Below are 7860 nucleotides of genomic sequence, written 5' to 3'. Positions count from 1 at the left end.
CGCGCTGGTGAACCACACGCCGAGTCTGTTTGATTGAGGGGTGCCGCCCCCCTCCGGGGGGTGGCACCCCTCAATCAAACAGACTCGGCGTGTGGTTCACCAGCGCGCCTTCGATCTCGAGCATCTTCAGCTTCGTCACCACGCCGCCATTCGCCGAGAAGCCGCCGGGTTTGTTGCCGGCCGCGAGCACGCGATGGCAGGGCACGACGATCGGGCACGGATTGCGGCCGAGCGCCTGGCCGACGTCGCGCGACAGTTCGACGCCGCCGAGCCGCTTGGCGATGTCGCCATAGGTCATGGTCTTGCCCGGTGGGATGGTGCGGGCGATATCGTAGACGCCGCGGTTGAACTCGGGCACGCCGTCGAGGTCGAGCGGGATGTCGGTGAGATTATCGGGCTCGCCGGCGAGCAGTTTGACGATGCGATCGATCGCCTGTTGCACCTCGGCGGTGGGCTCGCCTTCGGTCGCCTCGGCATGACGCTGATGGATACGGGTGCGGATCTTTTGCTCGCCGCCCATCGGCAGTTGCGTGCCATTGATGCCGCGCGGGCCCCAGGCGATGGCGCACAGGCCGATCCTGGTGTCGAACAGGGCAAAATGCTGGTCAGTCATGGCTTGGTTCCTGGCTGCGTCCTTGTCGCATGCCCGATTGTGTTGTCCGCTCGAATTTAGGCTTGGAAATAGTTGCGATCCACCCGGTTTCCGGGAATCTTGCACAGAGTTCCTTTTCCTTCGCGCGAGCCCAGAATGCAAAGCCTCCACGTCAACGGATACGACATGCCCTATCTCGACGTGGGCGAAGCCAAGGGCGGCCCGCCGCTGGTCTGCGTGCACGGCTCGCTGAACGACTTCCGCGTCTGGGGTTGCGTGCTTGGCCCGTTGTCGCAGCGCCACCGGGTGATCGCTGTCAGCTTGAGGCACTTCTACCCGGCGCGCTGGGACGGCGTCGGGGACACTTATTCGATCGCCCAGCATGTCGATGACGTCATCGCCTTCGTCGAGAAGCTCGACCTCGGGCCGGTCGACCTGATGGGCCATTCCCGCGGCGGGCACATCTGCTTCCGCGTGGCGCAGCGGAGGCCGGATATGCTGCGGCGACTGATCCTCGCCGAGCCGGGCGGCGAGCTCGATGCGAGCCTCGATCCCGATTATGTCGGCGGCCCCTCGCCGCTGCTGGCGCGCTTTACAGCATCGGCCGAGAGGATCGCGGCCGGCGACGTCGACGGCGGCCTCGCCGTCTTCGTCGACGCGCTGGAGGGCCCCGGCACCTGGCCGCGGCTGCCGGCGACGGTGAAGCAAAATCTGCGCGACAACGCCATGACGCTGATCGGTCAGGTCGCGACAACCGCCCGCCGTTCTCGAAGGCGGATGCGGAGTCCATCAAAATGCCGACGCTGTTCATCCTGGGCGCGCGGACCAAGGGCCTGCTGCCAAAGGTGCTGCATGCGCTCGCGGCGCATGTGCCCTATTCGAAGAAGGCGATCATCCCGAACGCGACGCACCCGATGTTCGAGCAGGCGCCGCAAAAATACTCCGAAGTGGTCCTGGAGTTTCTGGCGAGCTGATCATGCAGACATTTCGCGTCAACGGTTACGACATGGCCTATCTCGAAGTCGGAGACGGTCCGCCGCTGGTCTGCGTGCACGGCACGTTAGGGGATTTCCGCACCTGGTATTCGGTGCTCGGACCGCTGTCGCGGCATCATCGCGTGATCTCGGTCAGCCTGCGGCACTTCTTTCCCGAGCATTGGGATGCCGTCGGCGACGACTACAAGATGGCCCAGCACGTCTTCGACGTGATCGCCTTCATCGAGCAGGTCAGGCCCGCACCGGTCGACCTGATGGGGCATTCGCGCGGCGGTCACATCGCCTTCCGCGTAGCGCAGATACGGCCTGATCTGTTGCGAAAACTGGTGTTGGCCGAGCCGGGCGGCGATCTCGATGCCAGCCTGCCGGTCCCCGCCGGCACGCCCGCGCATCCGCCGCTCGCCGCCCGTACGGCGCGCTCGGTCGAGATGATCCGCGCCGGTGACATCGAGGGCGCGCTGCAGAATTTTTACGACGGCATCGAAGGCGACGGCTCCTGGCGGCGCGTACCTGCGGCGGCCAAGCAGCAACTGCGCGACAACGCGATCACTTTCCTCGGCCAGATCAACGAGCAGCGCAAGCCCTACACGCTCGCCGATGCGCAGGCGATCAAGACGCCGACGCTGCTGATCGGCGGCGGCGCGACGACAGGAAGCCTGTCGGTGATGTGGCGCGTGCTCGCCGAGCACATCGCGGGCAGCAAGACGGCGGTGATTCCGAACGCCGGCCACTGGATGTTCGAACAGGCGCCGCTTGAGTTCGGCGAGGCGGTGAACAGATTCCTGGCGGAGTAGGAGCGCTCTTCGCCCCTCCCTGCGTCCGGGAGAGGCGAAGGAAGAGGCCTCACACCTTCCAAACGCCGACCGGCATCTTGATCGTCGCATTCAGCCGGTTCCAGACGTTGATCGTCGCGATCGCGAGGATCAGCGTTGCGAGCTCGCGCTCGTCAAAATGCTTGGCGGCCTCGTTCCAGATCGCATCAGGCACCGGATCTTCGCGATCGGCAAGGCGCGTGACCGCCTCGGTCAGCGCCAGCGCGGCGCGCTCGGCCTCGGTGAAATAGGGCGCTTCGCGCCAGGCGGACACGGCGAACAGGCGCTCGTCGGTCTCACCGAGCTTACGGGCGAGCTTCGGGTGCATATCGACGCAGACGCCGCAGCCATTGATCTGGCTGGCCCGCAGGTGCACCAGCTCCAGGAGCTTTTCCGGCAGACCCTGTTTGGTCAGGTTGCCAATGGATTGAAGGTGGTTCATGGCCTCAGGCAGGACCATCACCGGGTGATTCATGCGAGCGTGCATCATCTTGCGTCTCCGTCTGTTGAATTTCGAAGGTTCCGGTCACATCGGCCGGATTGGCCTCGTCATGGGCATGACGGATCGCGATGAGGGAATGTGACCGATGACCGAACAAAATTTTCTCAGCCACCAGTTCGAGGCCAACCGGGACCATTTGCGCGCCGTGGCCTACCGGATGCTGGGGTCCCGTGCTGAGGTCGACGATGCCGTGCAGGAGGCTTGGCTGCGGGTCAGCCGCTACGACATGTCCGATGTCGCGAACCTGCGCGGCTGGCTCACGACGGTGGTCGCGCGCATCTGCCTCGACATGCTGCGCGCACGGAAATCGCGCCGCGAGGATCCGATGGGCCCGCACGTGCCCGAGCCGATCGACGAGACGCGCGAGCGCGAGACGGAGATGGCCGATTCCGTCGGCGCCGCCCTGTTGGTCGTGCTGGAGACGTTGCAGCCGGCGGAGCGGCTCGCGTTCGTGCTGCATGACATGTTTGCCGTGCCCTTCGAGGAGATCGCGCCGATCGTCGGCCGCTCGGTCGAGGCCTCGCGGCAGCTCGCGAGTCGCGCCCGGCGGCGGGTGCAGGGCGCACCGGTGCCCGAGACCGACCTGTCGTACCAGCGCCGAATCGTCGATGCGTTCCTCAAGGCGTCGCGCGAAGGCGATTTCGAGGGCCTGCTGACCGTGCTCGATCCCGACGTCGTATTCCGCGCCGACCAAGCCGCGGTGCGGCTCGGCTCGCTGCCCGAGATTCGCGGCGCCGATGCGGTGGCGCAGCTCTACAAGGGCCGCGCCCAGGCCGCACGGACCGCGTTGGTCGACGGCGAGATCGGCGTCGCCGTCATCCTCGGTGGACATCTGCGCATCGCGCTTCGTGTTACCTTCAACGGCGACCGGATCGCGGGAATCGACGCGCTGGCCGATGCGGAGCGGATCGCGGCGCTCGATGTGGAGGTGCTTGAGCGCTAGCGAAACGTGGCATCCGGATTGCCTAGATGTTACGGTTCCGTCCGATCGTGCGGTGCCGCCGCTCGAAACGGGAAAGGACACCTCATGACATTCCGCCTCACTCCCTTGCTTGCTCTGTCGCTGCTCGGTCTCGCCGCCGGCGTCACGAGCGCGGTCGCGGCCGCCGACGAGAAGCTGAAAGCCGCGGCCGAGCAGGAGAAGGCGCCGCTGATCGAGACGCTGCGTGACATGGTGATGATCGAGAGTGGCAGCGGCGACGCCGAAGGCTTGAAGAAGATGGCCGATTTCACCGAAGCGCGCCTGAAGGCGCTTGGCGCCGTCACGGAGCGACGCAAGACCACCGCCGGCACAGGCGCCGATATGGTGATCGCCACGTTCAAGGGCTCGGGCACGCGAAACCTGATGCTGATCGCGCATATGGACACGGTCTATCAGCGCGGCGTCCTCGCCAGCGAGCCGTACCGCGTTGACGGCAACCGCATCTATGGCCCCGGCATCGCCGACGACAAGGGCGGCATCGCCGTGGTGCTGCATGCGCTCAAGATACTGAAGGATGCCGGCTGGCACGACTATGCCAGGCTCACCGTGTCGTTCAATCCAGACGAAGAGGTGGGGTCGATCGGGTCGGGCGAGATGATCGCGGAGCTCGCCGACCAGCACGACGTCGTGCTCTCCTGCGAGCCGACGGCGGCTTCGCCTCCGGCAAAGAACGACTCCTTGCTGCTGGGGGCGAGCGGCACCGCGACGGCGAAGATGGAGGTGAAAGGACGCGCTTCGCATGCCGGCGCTGCGCCCGATCTCGGCCGCAACGCGCTGATCGAGCTCGCCCATCAATTGCTGCAAACCAAAGACGTCGCCAAGTCGATCCCCGGCACGCAGCTCAACTGGACCACGGCGCAGGCCGGCACCGTACGCAACCAGATTCCGGAAAAGGCCGAGGCCGGCGCCGACATCCGCCTCACCATTCCCGATGGCATCGCCAAATTGCAGGCGGCGCTCGACGAGAAGGTGAAGGAGAAGCTCGTTCCCGACACCGAAACCAAGGTGACGATCACAGCGGGCCGCCCGCCCTTCGTCGCGAGCGGTCGCGGCCGCGCGCTGGCCGAGGTGGGACAGTCGATCTATGCCGAGATCGACCGCAAGCTCGACATCACCGAGATGACGGGAGGCGCCACCGATGCCGGCTACGCCAATCGCAGCGGCAAGGCGGTCGTGGTCGAGAGTTTCGGCCTCGCCGGCTTCGGCTATCATGCCCGCGACGAGTTCATCGACACCAACTCGATCGTGCCGCGGCTCTATCTGATGAGCCGGATGCTGATCGAGCAGGGCAAGATCAAGTAGGACGGCGCCGGGCCGGATCGTTTTCTCGAAAAACAACCCCATGCACAGTAGACGGCGCGAGCGATATCAATAGCTTAGCGCGTTTCGAAATGAGAGGCGGCCATCCTATGGTACCGCTTGACGCCCTCAGCCGCACCGCGTAGCTTCGAATACGGAATTCCGTATTCCGTTTTCAGGTGCCGCGGAGCTGCCGGCGTGATCCCTCTCGACCCACTCCCGAACTTGATCGACCAGGTCTATGCCCGGATCCTGGAGGCGATCTCCGACCGCACCCTGCCCCCTGGCCAGCGCATCCGGCAAAACGAGCTCGCCGACAGGCTCGGCGTGTCGCGCCAGCCGGTGTCGCACGCGCTGCATTTGTTGCACCGGCAGGGCCTCGTCGCCGAGAGCGGCAAGCGCGGCTTTGAGGTCACCCAGCTCGACCCGTCACGTATCCGCCAGCTTTACGAGGTGCGCGGCGCCATCGATGCACTCGCCGCCCGGCTTGCTGCCGAACGTGCAGGCACGGACGCGGCGGGTCGCGCGCGGCTGGAGGCGGCGCTTGCCGCCGGACGCCCCATCGACCGTAACACGACGCTGGCCGAACTCATCGGGCTCGACGTCGATTTTCATCGCGCGATCTACCAGATCGCCGGCAATCCCGTGATCGAGGAGACGATGGCGCCGCAATGGCCGCACATGCGCCGCTCGATGGCGACCGTGCTGTCCGAGCTCGACTATCGCGCCAGCGCCTGGGCGGAGCATGCCGATATCGCCAAGCACATTCTCGCGGGCGATGCGAACGCTGCCGAACGCGCGGCGCTGGCCCATGCGCAGACGGCGGGACGGATGACCGAAGAGAGATTGAGGGCGACGGAAGAGGTTGCGGCGTAACCACAAACGCCGTCATTCCGGGGCACGCGAAGTGTGAGCCCGGAATCTATTGAGCGGCAGAGATTGTGGATGAATGGATTCCGGGTTCGGTCCTGCGGACCGCCCCGCAATGACAACAATAAACAACAGGAGGACGACCCATGAAACTGTCTCAAGAGCAATTGGAGTTCTTCCACCGCGAGGGCTGGCTGTTCCTGCCCGAATTGTTCAGCCAGGAGGAGGTCGGTCTGCTCGCGCGAGAGGCGGTCGGCATCTATGACACCAACCGGCCGGAGGTCTGGCGCGAGAAGAGCGGTGCGCCGCGCACCGCCTTTGCCGCACATCTCTACAACGAGGCCTTCCGCATCCTGGGCGCACATCCGCGCATGATCGAGCCGGTCGAGCAGCTCTTCGGCGAACCGGTCTACATGCACCAGTTCAAGATCAACGCGAAATCGGCCTTCACCGGCGACGTCTGGCAGTGGCACCAGGATTACGGCACCTGGAAGCGCGACGACGGCATGCCGGAGCCGCGCGCGATGAACATCGCGATCTTCCTCGACGAGGTGATGCCGATCAACGGCCCCCTGATGCTGGTGCCGCGCAGCCAGAACGCCGGCGATCTCGAAGCCTCGCATGACCTCGCCACCACCTCCTATCCGCTGTGGACGCTGGACGAGGACACCGTGACACGCCTCGTCAAGCAGGGCGGCATCGTGGCGCCCACCGGCAAACCCGGCGGCATGCTGATGTTTCACGGCAATCTCGTGCACGGCTCGGCCGGCAACATCACGCCCTACCCGCGCAAAATCGTGTATTTGACGCTGAATGCGGTCTCGAACTACATCCGCACCCCGACGCGGCCGGACTACATCGCGCATCGCGATTTCACACCGATCAAGACGGTGGAGGACGACGCGCTGCTGCGGCTCGCGCGTGCGCCGCGGCAGGCGGCGGAGTAGGATGTAGGATGCTCTCATGCCCCGGACGCAGCGCAGCACGTCAGTGATGCGCTGCTGAGCCGGGGCCCACCGACACGGAATTCCCTTACACTGGGTCCCGGCTCTGCGGAGCAGCACTTCGTGCTGCTCCGCGTCGGGGACACGATCATTCCGCAGGACATATCCCCATGAACCTCTTCCGTCTCCTCCAGGCCCGCGCGTCCGCCGGCGAGCCGGTTCGTGTCGCGCTGATCGGCGCCGGAAAATTCGGCTCGATGTTTTTGGCGCAGGTGCCGCACACGCCGGGGCTGGAAGTGCCTGTCATCATCGACATCGATTGCGACCGCGCCCGCGAGGCGTGCCGCATCGTCGGCTGGGACTCGACGCGCATCGCCGCGACCACCTTCACCGATGACGGTGTGCGCGCTATTGCCGGCGGTGCGATGGACGTGGTGGTGGAGGCGACCGGAAATCCCGCCGCCGGCATCACGCATGCGCGCGCTGCGATTGCGGCGGGCAAGCATATCGTGATGGTCAATGTCGAAGCCGACGTGCTGGCGGGCCCCCTGCTCGCAGAGGAAGCGCGAAAAGCCGGCGTCGTCTATTCGCTCGCCTATGGCGACCAGCCGGCGCTGACGGCGGAGATGGTGGATTGGGCGCGGGCCACTGGCTTCCGCGTCGTTGCCGCCGGCAAGGGCACAAAATATCTGCCGGCCTATCATGACGTGACGCCTGATGGCGTCTGGCAGCATTACGGCCTCACTCCGGGCGAAGCGCAGTCGGCCGGCATGAATCCGCAGATGTTCAACTCCTTCCTCGACGGCACCAAATCGGCGATCGAGATGGCCGCGATCGCCAATGCCTGCGCCCTCGACGTGCCCG

At 65.6% G+C, this 7860-nt stretch carries 8 protein-coding genes and 1 pseudogene (1 of these 9 running past the window's edge); 7 read left to right on the top strand and 2 right to left on the bottom strand.

Features of this window, described 5'->3' with window-relative positions:
- Positions 1-70 precede the first annotated feature (70 nt).
- Positions 71-613 carry a methylated-DNA--[protein]-cysteine S-methyltransferase gene (locus tag IVA92_RS11595; protein ID WP_247276773.1) on the bottom strand — a complete coding sequence of 181 codons (543 nt, stop codon included), beginning with the start codon at positions 611-613 and terminating at the stop codon, positions 71-73.
- A 135-nt stretch (positions 614-748) separates the two neighbouring features.
- Here IVA92_RS11595 and IVA92_RS11590 point away from each other — a divergent pair.
- Positions 749-1566 (top strand): annotated as a pseudogene (locus IVA92_RS11590) (alpha/beta hydrolase).
- A gap of 2 nt (positions 1567-1568) precedes the next feature.
- Complete coding sequence (locus IVA92_RS11585; RefSeq protein WP_247276774.1) at positions 1569-2381, top strand: alpha/beta hydrolase; 813 nt, start codon at positions 1569-1571, stop codon at positions 2379-2381.
- Between the two features lie 49 nt (positions 2382-2430).
- On the opposite strand, the gene IVA92_RS11580 is transcribed toward IVA92_RS11585, so the two are convergent.
- Positions 2431-2886 (bottom strand): carboxymuconolactone decarboxylase family protein, encoded by a 456-nt coding sequence (locus IVA92_RS11580; protein WP_247276787.1) that lies wholly within the window; start codon positions 2884-2886, stop codon positions 2431-2433.
- A 100-nt stretch (positions 2887-2986) separates the two neighbouring features.
- Between IVA92_RS11580 and IVA92_RS11575 the strand changes: the two genes are divergently transcribed.
- The 5 genes from IVA92_RS11575 to IVA92_RS11555 all read left to right on the top strand — a co-directional run.
- Complete coding sequence (locus tag IVA92_RS11575; RefSeq protein WP_247276775.1) at positions 2987-3844, top strand: sigma-70 family RNA polymerase sigma factor; 858 nt, start codon at positions 2987-2989, stop codon at positions 3842-3844.
- Positions 3845-3928: 84 nt separating this feature from the next.
- The gene (locus IVA92_RS11570; RefSeq protein ID WP_247276776.1) at positions 3929-5185 is read left to right on the top strand and encodes a M20/M25/M40 family metallo-hydrolase; all 1257 of its coding nucleotides are present in this window, start codon (positions 3929-3931) and stop codon (positions 5183-5185) included.
- Positions 5186-5380: 195 nt separating this feature from the next.
- Positions 5381-6058, top strand: a complete 678-nt coding sequence (locus tag IVA92_RS11565) for a GntR family transcriptional regulator (RefSeq protein ID WP_247276777.1) — start codon at positions 5381-5383, stop codon at positions 6056-6058.
- 140 nt (positions 6059-6198) lie between these two features.
- Complete coding sequence (locus IVA92_RS11560) at positions 6199-6999, top strand: phytanoyl-CoA dioxygenase family protein (protein WP_247276778.1); 801 nt, start codon at positions 6199-6201, stop codon at positions 6997-6999.
- A 167-nt stretch (positions 7000-7166) separates the two neighbouring features.
- Positions 7167-7860, top strand: the 5' portion of a protein-coding gene (locus IVA92_RS11555) for a Gfo/Idh/MocA family oxidoreductase (RefSeq protein WP_247276779.1). It continues 620 nt past the right edge of the window; the window shows 694 of its 1314 coding nt (coding positions 1-694); its start codon is at positions 7167-7169; the stop codon falls past the right edge of the window.

This window comes from Bradyrhizobium sp. 154, assembly GCF_023073875.1.
Taxonomy (GTDB): domain Bacteria; phylum Pseudomonadota; class Alphaproteobacteria; order Rhizobiales; family Xanthobacteraceae; genus Bradyrhizobium.
This window is presented reverse-complemented; position numbering and strand designations above follow the sequence as displayed.

Excerpts from the sequence above, each read along its gene's own strand:
- IVA92_RS11595 (WP_247276773.1), bottom strand. The coding sequence starts at position 613 with ATGACTGACCAGCATTTTGCCCTGTTCGACACCAGGATCGGCCTGTGC.
- IVA92_RS11585 (WP_247276774.1), top strand. The coding sequence starts at position 1,569 with ATGCAGACATTTCGCGTCAACGGTTACGACATGGCCTATCTCGAAGTC.
- IVA92_RS11580 (WP_247276787.1), bottom strand. The coding sequence starts at position 2,886 with ATGCACGCTCGCATGAATCACCCGGTGATGGTCCTGCCTGAGGCCATG.
- IVA92_RS11575 (WP_247276775.1), top strand. The coding sequence starts at position 2,987 with ATGACCGAACAAAATTTTCTCAGCCACCAGTTCGAGGCCAACCGGGAC.
- IVA92_RS11570 (WP_247276776.1), top strand. The coding sequence starts at position 3,929 with ATGACATTCCGCCTCACTCCCTTGCTTGCTCTGTCGCTGCTCGGTCTC.
- IVA92_RS11560 (WP_247276778.1), top strand. The coding sequence starts at position 6,199 with ATGAAACTGTCTCAAGAGCAATTGGAGTTCTTCCACCGCGAGGGCTGG.